19 protein-coding genes and 2 pseudogenes are annotated in these 21,814 nt (G+C 61.8%); 14 read left to right on the forward strand and 7 right to left on the reverse strand.

The features are described from left to right. Window positions 1-241: 241 nt before the first annotated feature. On the forward strand, window positions 242-754 hold the full coding sequence (locus ACPDZI_RS21290; RefSeq protein WP_076362199.1) for a sigma-70 family RNA polymerase sigma factor: 513 nt from the start codon (window positions 242-244) through the stop codon (window positions 752-754). Between the two features lie 111 nt (window positions 755-865). Continuing rightward, complete coding sequence (locus ACPDZI_RS21295) at window positions 866-2,671, forward strand: ABC transporter ATP-binding protein (protein WP_438833748.1); 1,806 nt, start codon at window positions 866-868, stop codon at window positions 2,669-2,671. Here ACPDZI_RS21295 and ACPDZI_RS21300 read toward each other — a convergent pair. Beyond that, entirely contained in the window at window positions 2,644-2,949 is a 306-nt protein-coding gene (locus ACPDZI_RS21300) for a hypothetical protein (RefSeq protein WP_438833749.1), read from the reverse strand. The genes ACPDZI_RS21295 and ACPDZI_RS21300 overlap by 28 nt on opposite strands. Before the next feature lie 125 nt (window positions 2,950-3,074). On the opposite strand from ACPDZI_RS21300, the gene ACPDZI_RS21305 reads away from it, so the two are divergent. From ACPDZI_RS21305 to ACPDZI_RS21345, 9 genes are all read left to right on the forward strand, one after another. Then, window positions 3,075-4,403, forward strand: a complete 1,329-nt coding sequence (locus ACPDZI_RS21305) for an ABC transporter ATP-binding protein (protein ID WP_438833750.1) — start codon at window positions 3,075-3,077, stop codon at window positions 4,401-4,403. Beyond that, on the forward strand, window positions 4,400-5,338 hold the full coding sequence (locus ACPDZI_RS21310) for an ABC transporter permease (protein ID WP_076362202.1): 939 nt from the start codon (window positions 4,400-4,402) through the stop codon (window positions 5,336-5,338). The genes ACPDZI_RS21305 and ACPDZI_RS21310 overlap by 4 nt, the downstream gene beginning before the upstream one ends. An 11-nt stretch (window positions 5,339-5,349) precedes the next feature. Next, window positions 5,350-6,285 (forward strand): iron chelate uptake ABC transporter family permease subunit, encoded by a 936-nt coding sequence (locus ACPDZI_RS21315; protein ID WP_438834605.1) that lies wholly within the window; start codon window positions 5,350-5,352, stop codon window positions 6,283-6,285. A gap of 90 nt (window positions 6,286-6,375) precedes the next feature. After that, window positions 6,376-7,062, forward strand: a complete 687-nt coding sequence (locus ACPDZI_RS21320; protein ID WP_438834606.1) for an iron ABC transporter ATP-binding protein — start codon at window positions 6,376-6,378, stop codon at window positions 7,060-7,062. Beyond that, window positions 7,059-8,015 (forward strand): siderophore ABC transporter substrate-binding protein, encoded by a 957-nt coding sequence (locus ACPDZI_RS21325; protein WP_438833751.1) that lies wholly within the window; start codon window positions 7,059-7,061, stop codon window positions 8,013-8,015. The genes ACPDZI_RS21320 and ACPDZI_RS21325 overlap by 4 nt, the downstream gene beginning before the upstream one ends. A 129-nt stretch (window positions 8,016-8,144) precedes the next feature. Next, window positions 8,145-8,879 (forward strand): TonB-dependent receptor plug domain-containing protein, encoded by a 735-nt coding sequence (locus ACPDZI_RS21330; RefSeq protein WP_438833752.1) that lies wholly within the window; start codon window positions 8,145-8,147, stop codon window positions 8,877-8,879. Next, on the forward strand, window positions 8,870-9,742 hold the full coding sequence (locus tag ACPDZI_RS21335) for a TonB-dependent receptor domain-containing protein (RefSeq protein WP_438833753.1): 873 nt from the start codon (window positions 8,870-8,872) through the stop codon (window positions 9,740-9,742). The genes ACPDZI_RS21330 and ACPDZI_RS21335 overlap by 10 nt, the downstream gene beginning before the upstream one ends. Beyond that, a complete protein-coding gene (locus ACPDZI_RS21340; protein ID WP_438833754.1) occupies window positions 9,714-10,322 on the forward strand; it encodes a TonB-dependent receptor in 609 nt (202 codons plus the stop codon). The genes ACPDZI_RS21335 and ACPDZI_RS21340 overlap by 29 nt, the downstream gene beginning before the upstream one ends. Window positions 10,323-10,493: 171 nt before the next feature. Continuing rightward, entirely contained in the window at window positions 10,494-11,561 is a 1,068-nt protein-coding gene (locus ACPDZI_RS21345) for a glycosyltransferase family 9 protein (RefSeq protein ID WP_438833755.1), read from the forward strand. Here ACPDZI_RS21345 and ACPDZI_RS21350 read toward each other — a convergent pair. From ACPDZI_RS21350 to rfaD, 6 genes and pseudogenes are all read right to left on the reverse strand, one after another. Continuing rightward, window positions 11,497-12,609: a glycosyltransferase family 9 protein gene (locus ACPDZI_RS21350; protein WP_438833756.1), complete on the reverse strand. Its 1,113-nt coding sequence runs from the start codon at window positions 12,607-12,609 to the stop codon at window positions 11,497-11,499. The genes ACPDZI_RS21345 and ACPDZI_RS21350 overlap by 65 nt on opposite strands. 55 nt (window positions 12,610-12,664) lie before the next feature. Then, entirely contained in the window at window positions 12,665-13,693 is a 1,029-nt protein-coding gene (locus ACPDZI_RS21355) for a glycosyltransferase family 9 protein (RefSeq protein WP_438833757.1), read from the reverse strand. 101 nt (window positions 13,694-13,794) lie between these two features. Further along, window positions 13,795-14,427 (reverse strand): glycosyltransferase family 25 protein, encoded by a 633-nt coding sequence (locus tag ACPDZI_RS21360; RefSeq protein WP_438833758.1) that lies wholly within the window; start codon window positions 14,425-14,427, stop codon window positions 13,795-13,797. Further along, window positions 14,424-15,637 (reverse strand): annotated as a pseudogene (locus tag ACPDZI_RS21365) (O-antigen ligase family protein). Before ACPDZI_RS21365 ends, ACPDZI_RS21360 begins: the two are co-directional and overlap by 4 nt. Continuing rightward, the gene (locus ACPDZI_RS21370; RefSeq protein WP_438833759.1) at window positions 15,638-17,401 is read right to left on the reverse strand and encodes a polysaccharide deacetylase family protein; all 1,764 of its coding nucleotides are present in this window, start codon (window positions 17,399-17,401) and stop codon (window positions 15,638-15,640) included. A gap of 109 nt (window positions 17,402-17,510) precedes the next feature. Next, window positions 17,511-18,467 (reverse strand): ADP-glyceromanno-heptose 6-epimerase, encoded by a 957-nt coding sequence (gene rfaD / locus ACPDZI_RS21375; protein ID WP_045790966.1) that lies wholly within the window; start codon window positions 18,465-18,467, stop codon window positions 17,511-17,513. A 156-nt stretch (window positions 18,468-18,623) separates the two neighbouring features. Here rfaD and ACPDZI_RS21380 point away from each other — a divergent pair, with 156 nt between their 5' ends. The 3 genes and pseudogenes from ACPDZI_RS21380 (at window position 18,624) to tdh (ending at window position 21,660) form a co-directional block, all read left to right on the forward strand. Further along, window positions 18,624-19,268 carry a TetR/AcrR family transcriptional regulator gene (locus ACPDZI_RS21380; RefSeq protein WP_207137870.1) on the forward strand — a complete coding sequence of 215 codons (645 nt, stop codon included), beginning with the start codon at window positions 18,624-18,626 and terminating at the stop codon, window positions 19,266-19,268. A gap of 115 nt (window positions 19,269-19,383) precedes the next feature. Further along, entirely contained in the window at window positions 19,384-20,574 is a 1,191-nt protein-coding gene (locus ACPDZI_RS21385) for a glycine C-acetyltransferase (protein ID WP_043163991.1), read from the forward strand. 56 nt (window positions 20,575-20,630) lie between these two features. Then, a pseudogene (gene tdh, locus ACPDZI_RS21390) lies at window positions 20,631-21,660 on the forward strand (L-threonine 3-dehydrogenase). Window positions 21,661-21,814 lie beyond the last annotated feature (154 nt).

Raw genomic sequence — 21,814 nt, forward strand, 5'->3', positions numbered from 1 at the left:
GTAATTCTGGCAGCACCTCGGTATGGAATTGCAGCAAAAGCCATCTCCTTCTCTGTGGAAATATAACCCTGTGAATAACGTCTTTTTTATTTGAAATAACCACGGGCGCATGCCCTTCCCCCTAATTGGCGGGGAAAGGCATTGCGATATATCGATGAACACGATACCTTGCAAATGATTACCATAATGATTTTCATTCTCAAATAAAAATAACACGAGGTTCAGGAGAGAAATCGTGGAAATGGGCACAGGCTCCTTCCAGACGCAGTTGCATCGTCTGTATCAGGAACATCACGGGTGGCTCTGCTCGCTGCTAAGACACAGGCTGGGCAATACCTGCGATGCCGCGGATCTGGCGCAAGATATTTACCTTCAGCTCATCAGGAAAGCGCATATTCCCTCGGCGGAGGAGTGTCGTCGCCACCTCATGCAGATCGCCAAGGGCAAGCTGATCGACCTTTATCGCCGGCGCGCGCTGGAGGCACGCTACCTCGAGCAGCAAACCCACCAGCCCAACCCGCAGGCCCCCTCGGAAGAGCTGCGTGCCATACAGCGCGAGGCACTGGGTGCGGTCGAGTCAGCCCTGCAGCGCCAACCCAGCAAGATTCGCCAGGCATTGCTGCTCTCACGCCTGGGCGGCCTCGGCCATCAGGACATCGCCAGTCAGCTGCAGGTGTCCATCTCCTCCGTCGAGAAATATATCGCCCAGGGTGTGCAAAGTTGCCATCGCAGCCAGCGCGGCAACGACGCCTGACCCGGATGAGTGAAAAAAGATTTATTTGAGGCTTTTCGTTCCCCGCACGGAGAACCACAGAGACCCGGTCGCCCGTCGTGGCGGCCATGACTTCACCATGGAGAGATACCCATGAAGGCAGACGATGTACAGCATCCCGAGCCCAGAGATGGCGGCCCCATCGCTCGCGTACTGGCCCCCATCCGTGGCCGCCTGATTGCCGCCGCCCTGCTGGCTGCCATCGGCGCCATGCTGACACTGGTCCCGCTAGCCGGGATCGCCCACCTGGCGGATCTGATGCTGGCCGATGCCACCGTGTCCGACACCGCTGTCGCCAGCGTGCTGGGGGGTAGCCTGACCTGCCTGTTTGGCGGCATGGTCCTGCTCAGTGCCGGCGATCTGGTGGCCCACCTGGCCGACAACCGCATCACAGGCCATTTGCGACTGACCCTGACCCGACGACTGGCGCGTGTCCCCCTCGGCTGGTTCAGCGCCCGCGCCTCGGGGGAGGTCAAGCAGGCCATGCAGGATGACATCGGCACCCTGCACAGCCTGACAGCCCATTTCTATACCACGCTGGGGCGCTGCAGCGGGGCGGTGGCAATTTCCCTGGTCTATCTATTTGCCATGGACTGGCGGATGGCCCTCATATCTCTCTCCCCCTTCCCGCTCTTCTTCCTGTTTTCCGCCCGAGCCCATCGCGCCAGCGCCGCCAACATGCAGCAGTTCGGCGCTGGCATGGCCCGCATCAACAACGCCGTGGTGGAGTTCGTGAGCGGCATTCCGGTGGTCAAGGCCTTTGGCGTACAGGGCAGGCTGCATACCAGCTACCGGGATGCCATCGATGACTTTGCCCGCGCCTTCACCGACTTTACCCGTCCGCTGGTTGATGCCATGGCCAACGCCAACGCCATCATGGCCCCAGCCTCGGTCCTGGGGGTGGTGCTGGCCGGTGCCGTGGTGATGGTGCGAGCGGGCGCCATGGCTCCGGTGGAAGTACTGCCCTTTGTGCTGGTGGCGCCGGGGTTGTGCGCCCCCCTGATGCTGCTGAGTTACCTCAAGCACGATCTCGGCAGCGCCACCGCGGCGGCCGAACGGCTCCATGGTCTGCTCGCCACTCCGGTGCTGGCGGAACCTGCCGCCGGTACCAGCCAGCAACCCGCCGACCACACCCTGCGTCTGGAAGGGGTCAGCTACCGCTACGATGACCAGACCCCGGTGCTCAGCGATCTGACCATCACCCTGACGCCGGGTACGGTCACCGCCATCGTCGGCGCCTCCGGGGCCGGCAAGTCGACCCTGGCCAGACTGCTGCTGCGCTTCTTCGACCCGAGCGAGGGACGCATCACCCTGGGCGGGGTGGACCTGCGCGATCTCGAGAGCCGCGAACTCTATCGCCGCATCGGCTTCGTACTGCAGGAGGTACGACTGGTGCATGCCAGCCTGCACGACAACATTGCCCTCGGCCGTCCCGGCGCCAGCCGCCAGGAGGTCGAGCATGCAGCGCGTCTGGCCAATATCCACGACCGCATTCAGGCCTTGCCTAGGGGCTATGACGCCGTGGTCGGTGAAGACGCCAACCTCTCCGGCGGTGAACTGCAACGGGTCAGCATCGCCCGCGCCCTGCTGCTCGACCCGCCGGTGCTGGTACTCGACGAGGCCACCGCCGCCGCCGATGCCGACAACGAGGTGAAGCTGCAGCAGTCGCTCTCCACCTTCGCCCGCGGCCGCACTCTGGTCGTCATTGCCCATCGACTCGATACCGTGATGCACGCCGACCGGATCCTGGTGCTCGACAACGGCGTGTTGTGCGAGCAGGGGCGTCATGACGAACTGCTTGCCAAACGGGGCCGCTATGCCCGCCTGTGGGAGCAGGGGGGATACGACGCCCCCATTCGGGCCCACACCACTCACAAGGAGGCCGTCCCCTCATGCTGAACACCTTCCTGCGCCTGCTCGGCGGCGATGCCGTCCTGCTGCGCCGCTACGGCCTGCTGGCCCTGCTCTACGGCCTGCTCTGCGGCCTGACCCTGGTCTGCCTTGTACCGGTGCTCACCCACCTGCTGCGTGACGAGACCGACGCCGCCTCCGGCTGGCTGCTGGTCCAGCTGATCGGCGTGCTGCTCTGCTGGACCTTGCGACGCCGGGTGGAAAAAGCCGGCATCGCCGTGGGAATCGCGGTACTGCGTACCGGTCGCCACGCCCTGGGGGAGCATGTGGGCAGCCTGCCCATTGGCAGGTTCACCCCGGCCAACACCGCCCGCCTCAACCACCTGGCCTCACAAGGCATGATGGAGCTGGCCCAGTTGCCGGCCCACGTTTTCACCCCCTGCTCGGCGGGGTGGTCACGCCGCTGGTGGTGCTGGTGGCCCTGTTTGCCCTCGATGTGCAACTCGGCCTCATCGCCCTGCTTGCCCTGCCGCTGCTGGTGGCGGTCTTTCTGCTCACTACCCGTCTCAACCAGCGGGCCGATGACACCTTCCACCAGCATGCCGCCGATACCAGCCAGCGCATGGTGGAATTTGCCCAGGCCCAGTCGGTGCTGCGCGCCTTCAACGGCGAGCAGGGTGGCACCCGCTTCCTCGAGCAGGCCATCGCCCAGCAGCAGGCCTCGGGCAAACGGCTGATCCAGCTCACCGCCCTCGCCTCCGGGCTCAATATCTGGGCGGTGCAGGCCTGCTTTGCCGTCCTGTTGCTGGTCGCCGCCCAGAGCCTGAGCGGTGCCGACAATGAGAGCCTGGTGGCCACTCTGGTGACCCTGGTACTCATCAACCGCTTCATCGACCCGCTGCTCGACGTGGCCGGCTACAGTGACGTGCTGCGCGGTGCCCGCACCCAGCTGGCGGCCCTGCAAACCATGTTCGACTACCCGACCCAGCCGCAGCCAACCAACCCGGCTACCCCGCATGATGGCTCAGTGGTACTGCGCGGGGTGCGCTTTGGCTATGACCCGGCTCAGCCAGAGGTGCTCAAGGGAGTGGACCTGACGGTGGCGCCCGGCAGCATGACGGCGCTGGTCGGCGCCTCGGGCTCGGGCAAGAGCACCGTGCTGCGGCTCATCGCCCGCTTCTTCGACGTCGGCGAGGGGACCGTACTGGTGGGAGGGGTGGACGTGCGCGCCATGCATGGTGAGACCCTGGCCCGCCACATCAGCCAGATCTTCCAGGATGCCTACCTGTTCCAGGGCACCATTGCCGACAACATCCGTATCGGCAAGCCCGAGGCCAGCGACGCCGAGCTGTTGCACGCCGCCCATCAGGCGGGGGTGAGCGAGATCGTCCAGCGCCTGCCGCTCGGGCTCGACACCCAAGTTGGCGAGGGTGGCGCACGTCTCTCGGGAGGCGAGCGCCAGCGGATCGCCATCGCCCGCGCCCTGCTCAAGGATGCCCCCATTCTGCTGGTGGATGAGGCCACGGCGGCGCTGGATGCAGAGAACCAGGCCGCCATCACCGGCACCCTGACCCGGCTGCGAGGCAAACGCACCCTGATCGTCATCGCCCACCAGCTCTCCACCGTGGCCATGGCCGATCAGATAGTGGTACTCGACGATGGCATGGTGTGCGAACAGGGCCCCCACGATACCCTGAGCCGCCAGCCGGGACGCTACGCCCACTTCCTGGCACAGCGCGCCAGCGCCAAGGGATGGCGCCTGACCGGTGCCGACGCGTGAAACGGATCCTGCTGCCGGTGACCCTGCTGGCATTGGCCGCGATCTCGCTGCTGATCGGGGCGCGCCCTCTCCCGCTGGCGGATCTCTTCGCCGGGGATGGCCTGCTCACCCTCACCGCCAGTCGCCTGCCGCGGCTGGCGGCTGTACTGTTGACCGGCGCCGGGCTGGCGGTGGCCGGCGTCATCCTGCAGCAGATAGTGCAGAACCGCTTTGTGGAGCCAGCCACTTCCGGCGGGCTCGACGCCGCCAAGCTCGGCATCCTGATCGCCCTGACCCAGCTGCCCGCCGCCGGCACGACGGGTCGCATGCTGGTGGCACTCGCCTTCTGCTTTGCCGCCAGTCTGCTGTTCATCGTCATCGTGCGCCGCATCCGCTTCAAGAATACCGTACTGATCCCGGTGATCGGGCTCATGTATGGCAGCGTGCTGAGCGCCATCGCCGAGTTCTACGCCTACCAGCACAACATCCTGCAGAGCATCCAGGGCTGGATGCTGGGGGATTTTTCCAAGGTGGTCGAGGGCAACTACGAGATCATCTACCTCATCCTGCCCATCACGCTGCTGACCTATCTTTACGCCCACCGCTTCACCGTGCTGGGCATGGGGGAGGAAGCTGCCGCCAGCCTGGGGCTCGGTTACTCGGCCACCGCCACCCTGGGTCTGCTGCTGGTGGCAGTTACCGTGGCCGCCACCGTCATCACGGTCGGCGCCATCCCCTTCGTCGGGCTGGTCGTCCCCAATCTGGTGGTGCTGCGCCACGGCCAGCACCTGAGAAAGACTCTGCCGCTGGTGGCCCTCTACGGTGCCCTGCTGCTGCTGGCGTGCGACCTGCTGAGCCGGCTGCTGATCCATCCTTTCGAAGTGCCCATCGGCCTCACCGCCGGCAGCCTCGGCGGCGTGCTGTTTCTGCTGCTGATCCTCAGGAGGCGGCGATGAGAGAGACGCTGATGCGTTACGGGGTCTGGGGGCTGATGGTCCTGCTCGCCGCCACCTTTGTGCTGTTCGGGTCAGATCTCGACACTGGCTACATCATCCCCCAACGGCTGCTGCGCCTGGCCGCCATCACGCTGGCCGGTGTCTGCATCGCGGTCTCGGCCATCAGCTTCCAGACGCTGGCGGGCAATCGCATCCTGACCCCCGCCATCATGGGATATGAAGCTGTCTACTTGCTGCTGCAAGCCCTGCTGGTGCTGCTGCTCGGTAGCCAGAGCCTGCTGTTGCTCGGGCGTGAAGAGAACGGCATGTTGTCGCTGCTGCTGATGCTGGGGTACTCGGCCATCATTCACCGCTGGTTGTTTCGGCCCGGACAGACCGACCTGTTCCAGCTGCTGCTGGCGGGGCTGGTCCTGACCATGGTGTTTGGCACCCTGACCCAGTTTGTCCAGCTCAAGACCAGCCCGGGGGAGTTCGCCATCCTGCAGGGGTTCAGTTACGCCTCGTTCAACCGGGCCCAGCCGCTGGAGCTGCTGATGGGGGGCGGCCTGGTCGCCCTGGTCTGTTTCGTCATCGCCCGCCGCCAGGCCGAGCTCGACGTGCTGACGCTCGGGCGCGAGCAGGCCAGCTCGCTCGGTGTGGATTACCGGCGCGCGGTACGCCTGCACCTGGCGCTCATCGCCGTGCTGGTGGCAGTCTCCACCAGCCTGGTCGGCCCCACCGCCTTCATGGGGGTGTTCGTGGCCAACATCAGCTATGCCCTGGCGCGCACCTTCCGCCACCGGATCATCCTGCCGCTCGGCTGCGCCATCGCCATCGCCATCTTCCTCCTGGCCCAGTTCCTGGTGGAGCAGATCTTCAACTACCGCACCACGGTCAGCATCCTCATCAACCTGGTGTGCGGCACCTACTTCCTCGCCCTGATGGTCAAAACCAGAGGATCGCCATGATCTCCCTCGAACAGGTTCACCAGCGCTACGGCGATCGCGCCGTCCTGCGCGACATCACAGTCGATTTCCCGGCGCCGGATCACCTCGCTGATCGGCCCCAACGGCGCTGGCAAGAGCACCCTGCTGATGGCGATGGCCCGCCTGCTGCCCATCAGCCAGGGGCGAATATGCCTGGGAGGTTCCGACCTCCACCGCTTCACCGCCCGTGACTATGCCAAGCGGGTCGCCACCCTGCGCCAGTCGCCGGACGTGGGGTTGCGGCTGACAGTCGACGAGCTGGTCGCCTTCGGCCGCTTCCCCTACAGTCAGGGCAACCTGACCCGGGACGACCGCATCGCGGTCGACGAGGCCATCGACTTTCTCTCCCTCGCCCCCCTGCGCCGGTCCTATCTCGACGAACTGAGCGGCGGGCAGCGGCAGCTGGCCTACCTCGCCATGACCATTGCCCAGCAGACCGACTGCCTGCTGCTCGACGAACCGCTCAACAACCTCGACATGAAGCATGCGGTGCACCTGATGCAGGCAATCCGCCGTCTCTGCGACGAGCAGGGGCGCACCGTGATCCTGGTGGTCCACGACATCAACTTCGCCGCCAACTATTCCGATCACATCGTCGCCATGAAAGGAGGCGCGCTGGTGGACAGCGGCCCGGTAGCGCGGATGGTTACCCCGGCCCGGCTCGAGGCACTCTACGACCTTCGCTTTGACATCCTGCCGAGCGACTGCGGCCTGCTCTGCAACTACTTCAACCCAACCCCGTCTGGAGAATTGTTATGAGGATCAACACGCTCACCGCCGTACTGCTGGCCGCCATCGCAGGGCTCACCGGCTGCGACGCCCCCAGGGAGCAGGCCGCCACCGGGGCCGCCGACACTGTGGTCACCGTGACCCACCAGCTCGGCACCACCCGGGTCGTCACCCCACCCAAGCGGGTGGTGGCCTTTGACATGAGCGAGCTTGATACCCTTGATCAGCTGCAGGCTCCAGTGGCCGGCATCGCCAAGGATTACGTGGCGCACTTCCTGCAGCGTTACCGGGACGACCCGGCCGTGATGGACGTGGGCACCACCATCCAGCCCAACCTGGAGCGACTGCACAAGCTCAAGCCGGATCTCATCCTTATCTCCCCCCTGCAGGCCCAAAGCTACGAGGCGCTGAGCCAGATAGCCCCGACCCTGCACTACGACATCGACATGACCAACCGCGACGGCCACATCCTGGAGGCCGCCAAGGCCCACCTGCTCACCCTCGGCGCCCTGCTCGGCCAGGAGACGCTGGCCAAAGCGAAGGTGCAGCAGATGGACGCCAAGATCGCCGAGGCGCGGGCGGTAACGCGGGATCGCCCGGAAAAAGCGCTGATCGTGCTGCACAACAACGGCGCCTTTACCGCCTATGGCACCCACTCCCGCTACGGTTTCGTGTTCGACACGCTGGGGGTCAAACCAGCAGGCCCGGAGCGGGATACCGGCCTGCACGGCCAACCCATCTCCAACGAATTCATCCAGCAGGCCGACCCGGACATCCTGTTCGTCATCGACCGCACCGCCGTGATGGAGCGACGCACCGCCCTCGACGCGAGCACCCTGGACAACCCGCTGCTGCGCCAGACCAAGGCGTGGCGCAGCGACAAGGTGCGCTTCGTCGATCCTGAAACCTGGTATCTCTGCACCGCCAGCTTCACCTGCCTGAACCGCATCGCCGACGAGGTGATGGCCGCCTATCGCAGTTGATCCTCCATGCCCGGCCCGCGCCGGGCACAAACACGCAAATGAGAGTCATTTTTATTTGAGGATTTCAGAGGGTCATCCGGAAAGCATAAGGAGACAAAAACGCACTCCTCACCCTGAAAGGAATCCTGCATGCAGACATTGCCCTCATCCCCTCTCGCCGTGCCGCGCCACGGACTCTCTCGTCTGACGCTGGCCGTATTGGCCGCCCTGCCACTGGGCAGCGCCTGGGCCGCCCCGGCTCCCCGTGAAGACGCAGCCCCCCGTCCCGACGAGGTCGTCGTGGTGGAGGGTCGCAAGGCCTATGCTGGTGGCCAGGTCGCCGCCGACAACCGGGTCGGCCTGCTCGGCAACAAACCCTTCCTGGAAACCCCGTTCAACACGGTGAGCTACACCGAGGAGTACATCGAAGATCGCCAGGCCCAGGATATCGGCGCAGTGGCCGGTGCCACCAACCCTTCCGTCTATGTGCCGAGCAAGCGCAGCGTGTTCGAAACCTTCTATATCCGCGGCTTCAACACCAATGCCAACGACATTACCTTCAACGGCCTGATCGGCATGGCGCCGAACATGCGCAGCTCCACCGAGATGGCCGAGCGGGTCGACGTTCTCAAAGGCCCCTCGGTGCTGCTCAACGGCATGCCGCCGGATGGCAGCGTGGGCGGCAACATCAATATCGTGCCCAAGCGCGCCGGCAAGACCCCGCTTGCCAAGGTGACCGCCGGTTACGAGTCGGACAGCCTTGGCGGCGTGCACCTGGATCTGGGCCGCCGCTTCGGCGACGAACAACAATGGGGGTGCGCTTCAACGGCGTCTACCGGGACGGGAATACTGCCGTCAACGACCAGCAACATGAGATGGAACTGACGTCAGTCGGCCTGGACTGGCGCGGTGAACGGGCCCGGACCTCGGTCGATCTCTATCGTCAACACGAGCGGGTGGACGGCGTGAACTACTTCGGCATCTTCTCGGTCTCCAGCCAGGTGACCGAACTGCCGATCCCCAAACGCGGTGACTACTCCCTGGCGCCAGCCTGGGCCTATACCGTCAATGACACCAAGGTCGTCGTACTGCGCACCGAGTATGACCTGACCGACAACCTCACCGCTTTTGCCGCCTGGGGCCAGCGTGACGGTGGCTACAGTGCCCTCATCACCCGCAACACTCTGCTCAACGACGCGGGCGACATCAATGCCATGGCAATCCGTTCCGAACGGGACGGCACCCAGCGCTCGGGCGAGGCGGGCCTGCGCGGCACCTTTGGCACAGGACCGGTCGATCACGCCTGGTCTCTGGCGGCGACACGCTACACCTCGGAGCTGAGCTTCAAGGACAAGATGTTCTTCAACCACGCCATGACCAACTACGACCGGCTGGACTTCGGGTCTGCCCCGGATCTCGCCGGGTACGGTGCCGTCACCTCGCGCAGCGAGGCGACCCTGGAGAGCCTGGCACTGGTCGATACCCTCTCCTTCCTGGATGGCGACCTGCAGTGGACCCTGGGGGCCCGTGGTCAGAGGGTCGAAAGCAGCAATCTCAACGGAGCGGGTGCCCAGACCGCCCACTATGACGAGAGCAGGCTCTCACCCGCCACCACCCTGATGGTCAAGGTGCGTGACGATCTCGCCCTCTACACCAACTACATCGAAGGGCTGAGCCAGGGGGGCGGCACCCAACACCGCCAGCAATGCCGGCGAGATCATGAAGCCCTACCAGACCAAGCAGTATGAGGTTGGTGCCAAGCTGGATCTGGGCCACTTCGCCCATACCCTGAGCCTGTTCCAGATCGCCAAGCCGAGCGCCTACACAGACCCGACGTCAAACATCTACGGGGTCTACGGGGAGCAGCGCAACCGCGGCATCGAGTGGGATCTGTTCGGTGAACTCACCCCCGAGTTGCGCCTGCTGGGCGGGGCCTCCTACACCCAGGCTGAGCTGACCAAGGCGCTCAACGAAAGCAACGTCGGCCACCAGGCGACGGGAGTACCCAAGTGGATGGCCAAGCTCGGTGCCGAGTACGATCTGACCGCCGTGCCGGGGCTGACCCTGACCGGCAACACCCAGTTCATCGGCGAGCGCTTCGTTACCGACGACAACCGTCTCTCACTGCCCTCCTACACCACTTTCGACCTGGGGGCCCGCTACACCATGCGGATCGCCGATCACGCATTGACCGTGCGGGCTGCAGTCCAGAACCTCACCGGTCGCGACTACTGGATCGGTTCCTGGTCTGGTGGTGACGGCAGTGGCCTCTCCGGCGGCCTGGGGGCGCCACGCACCTTCCAGCTCTCCACCTCCTTCACCTTCTAAACAGCAGAAAAGCCATTGTCACAATGGCTTTTCTTTTTATGCGTCCGTAATGTGGCGGGTTGCCGGCTTGCGCCAGATCGGATTTTCACGCCGCACCGACAGCATCTGACTCACTTGTGGGGTATGCTGTCACGCTGACGATCAACCATGACCTCTGTTGAGGCCTGCCTTATGAAATACCTTGTAGTTCAAACCAAACAGATAGGGGATGTGCTGATCTCCACCGCGCTGTGCAACAACCTCAAGCAGAATGACCCAAGCGGCGAGGTTCACTATCTGGTCATGGATTATTGCGCGGGTATGGCGCAGGGCAATCCCAATATCGATCGGCTCATCATCATCGAGAAGGCCAGGCGCAACGAGTGGCGCTACATGAAGGATCTGCTGCTGGCCATTCGCCGCGAACGCTACGATGTGGTGGTCAACAGCCAGGGCCAGATGATCGGCCTGCTCAGCTGCCTCTTCTCCGGTGCACGCCTGCGCATCGGCTTTAACTCCTTCCCCTGGCGGCTCGGCCACAACCGCATCGTGCGTTTTCGCAAGGACACGGAGTTCCAGGGCAACAGCACCCTGGTCGACGACCGCTTCTCGCTGCTCAAGCCGCTCAAGCTGGCCAGCGAGGATCGCAACTACTACCTCTGGCTGAGTGAAGAAGAGAAACAACAAGGAAGGGATGCCCTGCTGGCCGCCGGCGTCGACCTGAGCCGCCCGCTGATCGCCATGGGCGTCAACTCGCTCGGGCACTACAAGCGCTGGCCCATTGACTGCTTCGCCAAGGTCGCCCAGTGGCTGATCGAGCAGCATGATGCCCAGATTTTGATCTACTGCGGGCCGGGAGAGGAGGAGTACAACCGCGGCCTGAAACCGCTGCTGCCCGCCGCCTTGCAGGCCAGCGTCTTCGATCACATCAAGACCCGCTCGGTAAGGGAACTTGTGGGGCTGTTCACCCACTGCCGGCTGTTTGTCGGCAATGACACCGGCCCCCGCCACATGGCACAGGCCATCGACCTGCCCCTGCTGACCATAGTGGCCCCCGGTGGCGACAAGATCATCGCCAACCCGGTCAACCACCCCCGCTATCAGGCCATCGATGTGTTCGATGCCAAGGGGCCAGGCTTCCAGCTGCCGCAAAACTTGGAAAAGGACTTCATCGACGAAGCCCTGCTGCGCGCCATCACGCCCGAGCTGGTGATTGAACGGCTGACAGCGCTGCCTGGTTGGCAAGCAGCCACGCCCTGAAAGTACGCTCGAATTCGGCCAGATCGAGGGAGTTGATATCCTGCTCCCGGGTATTGGTCGAGAACAGCACGGTGGCTGACGGGGAGTTGGGGTGCCACTCCAGGAAGTTTTCGTTGCCGCCACCTATGTCAGGGTTGTAGAGGCCAAGAATGGGCTTGTGCAACCCGGCGGCGATGTGCACCGTCGCCGTGTCCACCGAGATCAGCCCCTGACACTGGCGCAGCTGGGCGAACAACCCGGCCAGCGAAGGCGCATCCGGTGACAGCAGCAGGCGATCCGGTCGGCTCAAGCCGGCCCGGATCCCGGCCACCTCCTCCTCCATACCCGGTGGATAGAGCAGGCAGATGGCGCAAGATCCGGCCGCCAGCATCCGCTCAAGCATCTGGCTGATAAGCTCGGGCCGCAAACGGCGAGAGCTGCCACTGCCGTAGGGGTTGAAACAGAGGACCGACTCGGCCGGCCACCAGCTGGCCAGCGCCTCGGGCGGGCTCATGGTCGGGACTATGTATTGCTGGTCCGGATTGGTCACGCCGAGCCGTTGCAACAGCAGGGCAAACTTGTCGGAGAAGTGCATGCCGCTGGAGGCCTTGCCCAGCTTGAGGTTGACCGCGTGCAGAGCATCGTCCATGCCGGCGACCCAATCCGCCCTCACCTGACTGATGAAGTAGATGTCCTTCATTTTCAGCATTTTGCCAAAGTGCACCAGACACTCCACCTCCCCCAGCGAGTGTGCCAACCGCTTGAGCTGACCATAGCCAGGCCGCTTGGGCACCTCTATCACCTTGTCCATGCCGAAATGATCACGAAACAAGGGAGCCATGGCCGCGGTCGTGACGATCCACACTTCCCGCTCCGGGCTGGCGCGCTTGATTTCGCGGGCCACCCAGGACGAGACGATGGCATCCCCCAGCTTGGCATCCCAGCGCAGCAACACTATCTTCCCCTTGCGCTCATGCAGCGGGACCGGCCGCTTGCGATCGAACAGCAGTTGCCCCAGCTTGCGGCGAAGAATGTCACGCAGGAGTTGCAGATCGTTGATTAATGACATGAATCCACCAGAAGGGCCGTTGAGTTGGAAAAATGATGATAACAGGCTGACGCGCCTAGAGCGCCATCAGGGCATCGACCTGGCGGCTGATCTCGGCCGGTGACAAAGCGGCCAGATTGTCCGTGGCCGAGCGCAGGATGATATTGCGACCCGCCAGCGGAATGAAGGCATCGCGCCAGCACTCGTTGTTCATCAACACCAGGGTGGGCACCCCGAAGGAAGAGGAGATATGGATGATGGAGGTATCGGTCGAGATGACCCCTCGCGCATCCTTGATGATCTTGGCCGCATCGAGAATCGTGTCGGGAAACAGCACTCGCATATCCTGCCGCGGGCAAGCCACGGGCCGCCTGGAGAAGACCAGGTAGGAGATCCCCTCATAGGCAGGCAACTGCGCCAGGATGCCGTCAATCTGCGCCTCCGTCATCGAGTTGCCGACCTGGCTGCCCGTCAGGTTGACCAGCAGATAGCGGCCATATACGCCGGTATCGAGCTGCTCATTACAAGGTGACGGTACCGTGGCCGGCACGCCAGCCGCATCGCCTGCCACGCTGAGCATGCGATAGACGAAGTGATCCCTGACTGGGCGTGACGACACTATGGTGGCCTTCTGGTTGAACAGCGGCAGCAACTTCTGCTGCCCTTCACTCTTGAAGCGCAGGGGCAGCGACTGCAAGCGCCCGTTGGCCAGCAACAGCAACTTGGCCATGGCAATATCGTCGGGCTCGTCAAACAGATTGATCACCAAGTCATACTGCCGTTGCCTGAGTTCACGCAGCTTGCACCACATGCTCGCCGGCCACAGGGTGTCGTTCAGGGTGATCACGTGACACTCATCGATCCCGGCGACCGACGCCGCCAGCAGCTGGTTGCGCTGGCTGCACACCAGCTCGAGGCGCGCGGCGGGGTAGGTCTCCCTGAGCCGGGCAATGGCGGGCAGGGTGAGAATGAAATCGCCGATGGCGTCATAACCGACCACCAGCACTCTCTTCACCTTCGTCCCGGCGGGGCATGGGGCGGCGTCAGGCGCTCTGCCGATCAGCCATCTGGCAATGGAGTGGGTAAGCAACTTCTTGAAATTCATGGGTTATCCAGCTTGTATGGCCCGCAGCGTCGGCAGGGCTGACAACAGCCACCATCGGCACGCCCTGCGCTATTTCAGATAGTGACCGTAGGCTCTGTCATCTATGGTAGTGGTGAACAGATCCACATCCAGACAGCAGGGCTCCACCCCGGAGGCAGACAGGCCGTTGAGCTGCAACCGGCGGTCAGATAGTCGGAGGGCATCCGCAGCGGATAGGCGCACTGCAATAATTTTTTCGCCCCGGCCAGGGTCAGCACATACCCAGCGGTAGAGAGTACCCCTCGCTTGGAGGAGCGACTGGGCGTCAGGTACCTGGCAAGCCGGTAGCCACCGGGCAGGGATGACAGGAATGGCCAGCGCTTGGCTTTGCCATGATGCAAAAAGACGATCTCGGACTGGCAGGAGCGCACTATCGTCTCGATGATGGCCTTGCTGTGCATGTGCAGGTAGATGTCATCTTCGAGCACCACGCACCGCTCAATGCCTTCGGCGACGATGCGCTCATAAACTCGGATATGGCTCATGGCACAGCCAATCTCGCCAAAACTCAGTTCATGACCACACACCTCTTTGGCCAGCTCCAAATCCACCTTGGCCAGCTCGGCATTGCTCAGCGCCTTCCCGTCGGTTGCATCTACAAACTCGAAATCTATGCCCAGATGCGCCATCTGCTGGACAACCATCGCCCGTCGCTCAACGCTGCGAGCCAAACTGATGACAAAAACCGGAATCATGACGTGCAGGTATCCTTTTTAGACTCATGGACAAACCAGATGAAAACCAGGCTGAGCGTGTACAGATAGAGCACCCCTTGATGCTCAAACGGCACGTCGCTTAGCGAGTTAACTGCAAATGCGAGAGGAACCAGCACACCCGCCGAAATTCTGCTGATATTGTTCGCCGCCAGATAGATCGGCAGGCCAAGAAAGATAACCAGTGCAATAAATCCTATGCTGCCGCGAACCACCAGGTTCTGCATATATTGATTATGTGAATGGACCAGCGCCGGATGGAATATCAGGGGAGATATCTGATGATTATCGATCTGGGTCTGTTTCAATGCATTGAAACCATCCGTGCCCACCCCTGCCACAGGTGAATCCAAAAATCCCAGCCAGGCACTCTGCCAGGCAATGACGCGCAAGCCCCATGATGAGTCGTACGAACCTTGTTCTGCCGAGTTGAGATCCGAGACTGCCTCTGCGACCCGAACCTGAACCAGCTGGTTGGTCTGATAAATGGCGCCCGTCGTGGCCGTACACAATATGGCTACCGCAATGTATTTCCACGGTTTGAAGTAGGCCTTGTAGCAGATGACGTAGGCAAGAATGATCCCGAAGGCGAGCCAGACCCCTCGGCTCTGGGAGAGATAAAGTGCAAACAGGGCCGCAATCAAGCCAAGCAGGCTCCCCCCCTCAACCATCCAGGCAACTGTCTTTGCTGGAAGACAAACCAGTTGAGGATGCCCAGCGTCAGCGCAGCCTGCGAGAAGAGGATCGCGTTGGTAAACCCTTCCACCCTGGCAATGCCATGCTGGTATTGCCAGATGCTGAGAATGCCCAATCCCATCCCGCCCAGCACGATGGCCAGATAACCCAGCACCAGCAGGCTCGGCTTGCGCGGCATCATCAGCGCAAAGACGACGACATAAAACAGCCCGCGCATGACTCCGTATTGATCACCGTGGATCAACCGGTTGATGAAGATCATGGCGGCATAGACCAGCAGCCCCCAGAGAATGCGACGGTCTTTGAGCCCCACATCCCGTTGTTTGCCGACAAAGTAATTCAACAAACCGAATATGCCGGTCACGGCCAGCAGATTGGATTGAATGCTCTGGCCGAAAGGGGCCAGAAACAGGCCGCAAAAGGAGAATATAATGGTCAGCGCAAACAGGGCTGTGGTTGTTCTATCGAGCAAGGCAAGGCTTCTGCTGAGCATCAATCAAGACTTCCTGAAGACATAGTTACCCCGGATTTTGCGCCACAGGCCAAAAACATCGGTACGCGGGAAAATAGCGATGCGGCGGATCCTGAAAGGGTCCTGGTGCATGGCTCTGGGCCCGCTGTTGGTCGCCACGGCAAAACGGTAGCCTGCGGCCTGCGCCTGCAACTTGGCGCTCTCATCCATATCCCCATAAGGGTAGGCGAACGACAGCAGAGGGTGGCCGAGCAAAGCCTCAAGTTGCCGTTTATTTTCTCTTATTTCATGAGCTTGCTGCTCGGGCCCAAGCTTGCTCAGCCTGGGGTGGGTCAGGGTATGCCCGCCGATCTCAACATGGCCGGAGGCCGTCAGCGCCTTGAGCTGCTCGCCATTCATCAGGTCCACCCGGGTGTCGGGGTTGCTCGCATGCTCCACATCCCAGCGGTTATACCCTTCCCCCGTGACCACGTATACCACGGCTTTGTAACCATATTTTTCCAGCAGCGGCAGCATGCGGGTCAGGTTGTCCTGATAGCCATCGTCGGCGGTGATCATCAGATACTTCTTGCCATATTGCAGGCGATGGATAAAACCCTTGTCCGCCAGATCGCGGAACGTCAGGGTCTCATAACCCAGCCACTTCAGCAGGCGCAGGTGCTTCTCGAACATGGCGATCGGCATCCAGGTGCCGTGTACCCCCTTCTCGCTGTCATGCTCGATGAAGCGGTGGTACATGATGACCGGCATCTCGCGGCGCAGGGTCTCGACCACCGCATCCTGATAAATGGATTCCAGGCCGGAGACGACCCCCGCCAAGCCATATTCGGCCTGAATGCGTTGACGAATTGTGTCTGAAACTGTGCCACTGGCCAGGGCCGGGGCAATCTGCGCCTTCAGTGCGGCAAAATCGATCGCCAGATCCTGGGGGCCGATATCGCCGAAATTGCTGGCCAGCGCCTCGTCCAGATTGTGCTCGGTCACCAGCCCGATGGCCTTGGCCTCACCGATGGCAAAGGCGGGACGACCACACAGCAGGGCCTCCATCGCCACCCGACCGGCACCGATCACCAGATCGCATTGCGCCATCAGCGCAGGGACATCCTCCACGTAGCCGACGAAATCGACCCGGTCCTGAAAACGCTGAAAACGCGCAGGCAGCTGGCTGCCGCTCACCACCTTAACCTGGCAGGCATCCAGATCCAGCACCTCATCCAGCAACCGATAGCAGAGCTCGCCCTTGGGGCCGCTCAGCCGGCCTATGATGGCGATCACCGGCCTGGCATTGGTCGGGGCAGGCAATGGCTGGAACTTGTCGGTTTCGATACCGTTGCGCAGCACCTGCACGATGGCCGGATCCACCCCCAGATTGTCGATGATCTGGTGGGCAATATCCTCGCACACCGCCACCGCTCGAAAGCCGAGAGCATGGAAGGCCTTGCGGGAGGCATGCACCGGCTGGCGGCCGTGCACCGTGGTGATCATGGGGGTGCCGGTCAGCTTGCAGGCCACATAGCTGCTCCAGCCGGAGGCACGGGAGTGAGCATGCACCAGCTGGATATGATGCTTCTTGATCAGATAGACGAGGTAGAAGACGTGCCAGAATCGGCGCAGAATGCTGCGCTTGTTGAATCGCAGCTTGAACACCTCACCCAGAGTGGGCTTGGTCAGGGTGTCCGAGACATAGAAAACCTGGTGGCCACGCCGGGTCAGTTCGTTACCGACCGTGGTGGCATAGACCTCAGCGCCCGTCACTTCGAGCTGGGAGAGTGCCATCAATATGTTCATTGCGTGGTTACCCGGTAGAGACTGAGAAAAACCGTGACAAACAACAGAGCCGGAAGCAGATATGGACTGCTTCCGGCTTGTCTGCATATGGCGGAGTAAAGCTCACCCGTTAACGGTTGAGCCACGCCATATAGTCCGCGACCCCTTCGGCCACGGTTTTGAACTCGGCGTCATAACCGACACCGCGCAGCTTGGTCATGTCTGCCTGGGTGAAGCTCTGATAGCGACCCTTGAGGTGATCCGGGAAGGGGATGTACTCGATAGAACCCTTCTGATGATGCTTGATCACCGCTTCGGCCACGTTCTGGAACGGTTCGGCCCGGCCGGTACCGCAGTTGAAGATGCCGGAGTGCTGCGGATTCTGCCAGAACCAGAGGTTCACCTTGCAGACGTCATCGACATAGATGAAATCGCGCATCTGACCGCCGTTGGGGAAACCGTCGCAGCCTTCGAACAGCTTGGGATTCTCGCCCTTCTTCACCTGAGTATTGAGGTGGAAGGCAACCGAGGCCATGGAGCCCTTGTGCTGCTCGCGCGGGCCATAGACGTTGAAGTACTTGAGGCCGACCACCTGGGAGTTGATCTCCGGCATCCAGCGACGCACGTACTGGTCGAACAGCTGCTTGGAGTAGCCGTAGACGTTGAGCGGCTGCTCGAACTTCGGATCTTCGATGAAGTTGTCGTTGCGGCCGCCATAGGTTGCGGCAGAAGAGGCATAGATGAACGGAATTTCCCGCTCGATGCAGTAGTGGAACAGATCCTTGGAGTACTCGTAGTTGACCTCCATGATGAACTTGCCGTTCCACTCGGTGGTGGCGGAGCAGGCACCTTCGTGGAAGATCACCTCGATGCCGCCATCCCACTCTTCAAATTCGTCGCCGGAAACGATCCGCGCCTGGAACTCATCCTTATCCATGTAATCGGCAATGGTCAGATCGACCAGATTGACGAACTTGGTGCCGTCGGTCAGGTCATCGATGACCACCACATCGGTCCGTCCTTGAGCGTTCAGCTGCTTGACCAGATTGCTGCCGATAAAGCCAGCACCGCCAGTTACTACGATCATGGAGTTTGCCTCGCGTACGTTGATGGCCACGTGTGACTGCCTGTTAAAGCTGTGTATAGTGAGCCAATTTGAAATTGCCGAAAAGTTTATCACGGGCCGCAAGGGGATTCGACCTTGACGATTTCACCGGCCAGGGGCCCGGCAGAGGGAACAGCGATGAAAACCAGAGACAGGATCATTCACAGCGCCACCGAGCTGTTCAACGATCAGGGTGAGCGCAACATCACCACCAACCACATTGCCGCCCATCTGGGCATCAGCCCGGGCAACCTCTATTACCACTTCCGTAATAAAGAAGACATCATCCACTCCATCTTCGACCAGTACGCCCGCCACCTGAGCGAGAGCTTCACCCCGGCGCGCAGCGACGAGATCAAGCTGGAAAACCTGATGGGCTATCTGGATGCCATCTTCTATCTGATGTGGCAGTTCCGCTTCTTCTACGCCAATCTGCCGGACATCCTCAGCCGCGATGAGCCGCTGCAGCAAAAATACCTCAAGGCCCAGGAGCAGTTGCGCGCCGCCGTGGTGGCACTGCTCAGAAGCCTGCGCGAGGGCGGCATCATTGATGTCAGCGACGAGGACCTGCCGGATCTGGGCCAGACCATCAAGATGGTGGTCACCTGCTGGATCCCGTTCCAGATTGCCCAGGCCCCCAATACCCGTATCACCAAGCCGTTGCTCTATCAGGGCGTCTTGCGGGTACTGTTCCTGCTGCGCCCCTATGTGCAGCCCCAGGTGGCCGACCAGATCCGCCAGCTGGAGCAGCACTATCGTCAACTGGCCCAACCAGCCGGGTGAGATCTGTTTCACAATTGTTGAATGTCAGCACAATCATTTGAATTCACCGCAACAGATTGCAGTAAAATACTGCCCATTGTTGATAATCAGCTGAAATAGCCAATAAGGATCGAGGATGTCTAACGGATTCTATCGTCACCTGACCGAGCAGCTTGAGCAGGTGCAGGCTGAAGGGTTGTACAAGCAGGAGCGCGTCATCACCTCGGCCCAGCAGGCCCGGATTGCGGTGGGTGGCGAGCAGGTGCTGAACTTCTGTGCCAACAACTATCTGGGGTTGGCCAACCACCCTGACCTGATCGCAGCGGCTCATCAGGGGCTGGACAGCCACGGCTTCGGCATGGCCTCAGTCCGTTTCATCTGCGGCACCCAGGATCAGCACAAGGAGCTGGAGCAGAAACTATCGGGTTTCCTCGGCACCGAAGACACCATTCTTTACTCCTCCTGCTTCGATGCCAATGGCGGTCTGTTCGAAACCCTGTTCGGTGCCGAAGACGCCATCATCTCCGATGCTCTCAACCACGCCTCCATCATCGACGGGGTTCGGCTGTGCAAGGCCAAGCGTTATCGCTATGCCAACAACGACATGGCCGAGCTGGAAGCCCAGCTCAAGCAGGCTGACGCCGACGGCGCCCGCTTCAAGCTGATCGCCACCGACGGCGTCTTCTCCATGGATGGTGTCATTGCCGACCTCAAATCCATCTGCGATCTGGCCGACAAGTACGATGCCCTGGTGATGGTGGACGACTCCCACGCCGTCGGCTTCATCGGCGAGAACGGCCGCGGCACCCACGAATACTGTGGCGTGATGGACAGGGTCGACATCATCACCGGCACCCTGGGCAAAGCGCTCGGCGGCGCCTCCGGTGGTTACACCTCCGGCAAGAAGGAGGTGATCGACTGGTTGCGCCAGCGTTCCCGCCCCTATCTCTTCTCCAACTCGCTGGCCCCCTCCATCGTCGCCGCCACCATCAAGGTGATCGACATGCTGGCCGAAGGGCATGCGCTGCGCTCCAGCCTCAAGGAGAACAGCCAATACTTCCGCGAGCGGATGAGCGCCGCCGGCTTCACCCTGGCAGGGGCCGATCACGCCATCATTCCGGTGATGCTGGGTGACGCCAAACTGGCCGCCGAGATGGCAAGCCGCATGCTGGCCGCCGGCATCTACGTGGTGGGCTTCTCCTTCCCGGTGGTGCCCAAGGGCCAGGCCCGCATCCGCACCCAGATGTCAGCTGCCCATACCCGTGAGCAACTGGACAAGGCCATCGATGCCTTCATTCGCATCGGCCGCGAACTCGACATCATCTGATTTGAATCAAGGGGCCTAGCGCCCCTTCTTTCTGCATTCATCGTGAAGGAACAACCATGAAAGCGCTCTCCAAACTGCACAAAGAAGTCGGCATCTGGATGACGGACGTACCGGCCCCCGAACTCGGCCACAACGACCTGCTGATCAAGATCCGCAAGACCGCCATCTGTGGCACCGACATCCATATCTACAACTGGGACGAATGGTCACAGAAGACCATCCCGGTGCCCATGGTGGTCGGCCACGAATACGTCGGGGAAGTGGTCGCCATCGGCCAGGAAGTGCGCGGCTTCGCGGTCGGAGACCGGGTATCCGGTGAAGGCCACATCACTTGCGGCCACTGCCGCAACTGCCGTGCCGGGCCGCACCCACCTGTGCCGCAACACCATAGGCGTGGGCGTCAACCGCCCCGGCGCCTTCGCCGAGTATCTGGTGATCCCGGCCTTCAACGCCTTCAAGCTGCCGGACAACGTCCCCGATGAACTGGCCGCCATCTTCGATCCGTTCGGCAACGCGGTGCACACCGCCCTCTCCTTCGACTTGGTCGGTGAAGACGTGCTGATCACCGGCGCCGGTCCCATCGGCATCATGGCCGCCGCCGTCTGCCGCCACGTGGGTGCCCGCCACGTGGTGATCACCGACGTCAACGAATACCGGCTCGAGCTGGCCCGCAAGATGGGCGCCACTCGCGCCGTCAACGTAGCCAAGGAGCAGCTCAGCGACGTGATGAGCGAGCTTGGCATGACCGAAGGGTTCGACGTGGGGCTGGAGATGTCCGGCGTACCCAGCGCCTTCCAGGACATGATCGACAAGATGAACCACGGCGGCAAAATCGCCATGCTCGGCATCCCCCCTGCTACCATGGCCATCGACTGGGGCAAGGTGATCTTCAAGGGACTGTTTATCAAAGGGATCTATGGCCGTGAGATGTTCGAGACCTGGTACAAGATGGCGAGCCTCATCCAGTCCGGGCTGGATCTCTCCCCCATCATCACCCACCGCTTCCACATCGACGACTTCCAGCAAGGGTTCGATGCCATGCGCTCAGGCCAGTCCGGCAAGGTGATCCTCAGCTGGGATAAATAAGCCTTTCGGCCCGCCCATGAGATGAAACCCGGTGAAAACCGGGTTTCTTTTTTCGGGCCAGCCTCGCCAGTTTGTGATCTGACGAAAAAACTTTGCACGCAGAGTGCTTAACACTTCACACACAAGCGTTTAAATGGCTGTAACTATTCGGTTA

Origin of the sequence: Aeromonas oralensis (assembly GCF_049665575.1) — a bacterium.
Taxonomy (GTDB): Bacteria; Pseudomonadota; Gammaproteobacteria; order Enterobacterales; family Aeromonadaceae; genus Aeromonas; species Aeromonas hydrophila.

Coding starts and splice junctions, on each gene's coding strand:
- ACPDZI_RS21290 (WP_076362199.1), top strand. CDS start 242: ATGGGCACAGGCTCCTTCCAGACGCAGTTGCATCGTCTGTATCAGGAA.
- ACPDZI_RS21295 (WP_438833748.1), top strand. CDS start 866: ATGAAGGCAGACGATGTACAGCATCCCGAGCCCAGAGATGGCGGCCCC.
- ACPDZI_RS21300 (WP_438833749.1), bottom strand. CDS start 2,949: ATGCTCCCCCAGGGCGTGGCGACCGGTACGCAGTACCGCGATTCCCAC.
- ACPDZI_RS21315 (WP_438834605.1), top strand. CDS start 5,350: ATGCGTTACGGGGTCTGGGGGCTGATGGTCCTGCTCGCCGCCACCTTT.
- ACPDZI_RS21325 (WP_438833751.1), top strand. CDS start 7,059: ATGAGGATCAACACGCTCACCGCCGTACTGCTGGCCGCCATCGCAGGG.
- ACPDZI_RS21330 (WP_438833752.1), top strand. CDS start 8,145: ATGCAGACATTGCCCTCATCCCCTCTCGCCGTGCCGCGCCACGGACTC.
- ACPDZI_RS21335 (WP_438833753.1), top strand. CDS start 8,870: ATGGAACTGACGTCAGTCGGCCTGGACTGGCGCGGTGAACGGGCCCGG.
- ACPDZI_RS21340 (WP_438833754.1), top strand. CDS start 9,714: ATGAAGCCCTACCAGACCAAGCAGTATGAGGTTGGTGCCAAGCTGGAT.
- ACPDZI_RS21345 (WP_438833755.1), top strand. CDS start 10,494: ATGAAATACCTTGTAGTTCAAACCAAACAGATAGGGGATGTGCTGATC.
- ACPDZI_RS21350 (WP_438833756.1), bottom strand. CDS start 12,609: ATGTCATTAATCAACGATCTGCAACTCCTGCGTGACATTCTTCGCCGC.
- ACPDZI_RS21355 (WP_438833757.1), bottom strand. CDS start 13,693: ATGAATTTCAAGAAGTTGCTTACCCACTCCATTGCCAGATGGCTGATC.
- ACPDZI_RS21360 (WP_438833758.1), bottom strand. CDS start 14,427: ATGATTCCGGTTTTTGTCATCAGTTTGGCTCGCAGCGTTGAGCGACGG.
- ACPDZI_RS21370 (WP_438833759.1), bottom strand. CDS start 17,401: ATGAACATATTGATGGCACTCTCCCAGCTCGAAGTGACGGGCGCTGAG.
- rfaD (WP_045790966.1), bottom strand. CDS start 18,467: ATGATCGTAGTAACTGGCGGTGCTGGCTTTATCGGCAGCAATCTGGTC.
- ACPDZI_RS21380 (WP_207137870.1), top strand. CDS start 18,624: ATGAAAACCAGAGACAGGATCATTCACAGCGCCACCGAGCTGTTCAAC.
- ACPDZI_RS21385 (WP_043163991.1), top strand. CDS start 19,384: ATGTCTAACGGATTCTATCGTCACCTGACCGAGCAGCTTGAGCAGGTG.